The sequence below is a fragment of the Deinococcus rhizophilus genome (genome assembly GCF_030271215.1).
Lineage (GTDB): Bacteria > Deinococcota > Deinococci > Deinococcales > Deinococcaceae > Deinococcus > Deinococcus rhizophilus.
The window spans coordinates 1-1,233 of sequence record NZ_JASNGB010000329.1 but is presented as its reverse complement, the minus strand read 5'-3'; the positions used below and the strand labels follow the sequence as shown (position 1 = coordinate 1,233).

2 protein-coding genes are annotated in these 1,233 nt (G+C 66.0%); both read left to right on the top strand.

Features of this window, described 5'->3' with window-relative positions:
• Positions 1-392: 392 nt before the first annotated feature.
• The gene (locus QOL99_RS17125; RefSeq protein WP_285525606.1) at positions 393-653 is read left to right on the top strand and encodes an AbrB/MazE/SpoVT family DNA-binding domain-containing protein; all 261 of its coding nucleotides are present in this window, start codon (positions 393-395) and stop codon (positions 651-653) included.
• Positions 650-1,069, top strand: coding sequence for a type II toxin-antitoxin system VapC family toxin (locus QOL99_RS17120; RefSeq protein WP_285525604.1), 420 nt, complete (start codon positions 650-652; stop codon positions 1,067-1,069). The genes QOL99_RS17125 and QOL99_RS17120 overlap by 4 nt, the downstream gene beginning before the upstream one ends.
• Positions 1,070-1,233 lie beyond the last annotated feature (164 nt).

Here is a 1,233-nt window from a genome sequence, read left to right as displayed (position 1 = left end):
CAGACGTGACTTGCCCCGCGGTCCGCCCGATTGGGTTCACTCCAAAGCCATCAATCCGCAGCTCTTCTCCGCTTGCGAAAGGCGATGCAGCAGGTGGCTTGATTCTCAAGCCACCTGCTGCGCTACTCCGGCGTCACTCAGGTTAAGTTGCCAGAACCTCAGCGTTAAGTTGCCAGAACCCGTCTCCCACAGGCGGCATCCCTGCGCCACAGCGCCCCACCGCCGGTACCAACCCGTGGGTGCCAACCTGAGCCGGGTCGTGCCCTGAACCCGTCCGGCTTTTGGACCAGACTACGCCCAGTCATGCTGGCAGGCACGGTATGACCGGCCCCAGAGCTCCCGAAACCGTACCGTTCATCAATTTTGGCAAAAAATAGTCTAAAATGCCAAGTATGACGTTGCACCTGGAAATTGATCGCTTTGGCCGGGTGCTGATCCCGAAAGCCATCCGCGAAGCCCTGGCCCTCAGGGCTGGCGAACACCTGGAGGTCGAAGTTGAAGGCGGTGCGCTGCACCTGCGCCCCACCGCTCGCCCCGCTCAGGTCGTGGAGCACCGTGGCCGACTCATCCTCGACGCGCAGCACACCATCACCGGCGACCCTGTCGAAGACCTGCGGGACGAGCGGCTCAGTGAGGTCATGGGCGAGTGGTGACGGTCTTCGACACCAGCGCGATCGTCGCCGCGCACGCCAGGGCGCACCCGCGATTCACCTGGGCCGACGAGCAGATCCAGGCGGCAAGGCAGCCAGCGCTGTGCGCCCATAGCCTCGCCGAGACCTACGCCGTGCTGACGGGCCACCCGAAGCTCCGCTACTCGCCCGCCCAGGTCCGACAGGTCCTGGCGCGCCTTGCCGAGACCTGGACGGTGCTGCCCCTGGAGGCGGGCGACTACCTGGCCGCGGTCACCCGTTGCCAGGATCTCGGGCTGCAGGGCGGCGCGGTGTACGACACCCTGATCGCGCAGGCGGCGCTGCGCTCAGGGGCCGGGGCGCTGGTCACCCTGAACGCGAAGCACTTCGTGCGGCTCGGTGAGGACGTGAGCCGGATCGTGGTGACGCCTGAGGACTGACACGACTGGACTCAGACGGCGGTGCCCCGGCGCTGGGCTTTCTCCCGGCCGAGGCGCATGATGTTGCGGGCGGCGTTCCCGTGGGCGTTGACGGTTAGTCGGCAGGGTTCTGGCAACTTAGAGCCTATCCGGAAAGTTTTGGGGAGCAGGCTACGGGGGCCAGT

Excerpts from the sequence above, each read along its gene's own strand:
- QOL99_RS17125 (WP_285525606.1), top strand. The coding sequence starts at position 393 with ATGACGTTGCACCTGGAAATTGATCGCTTTGGCCGGGTGCTGATCCCG.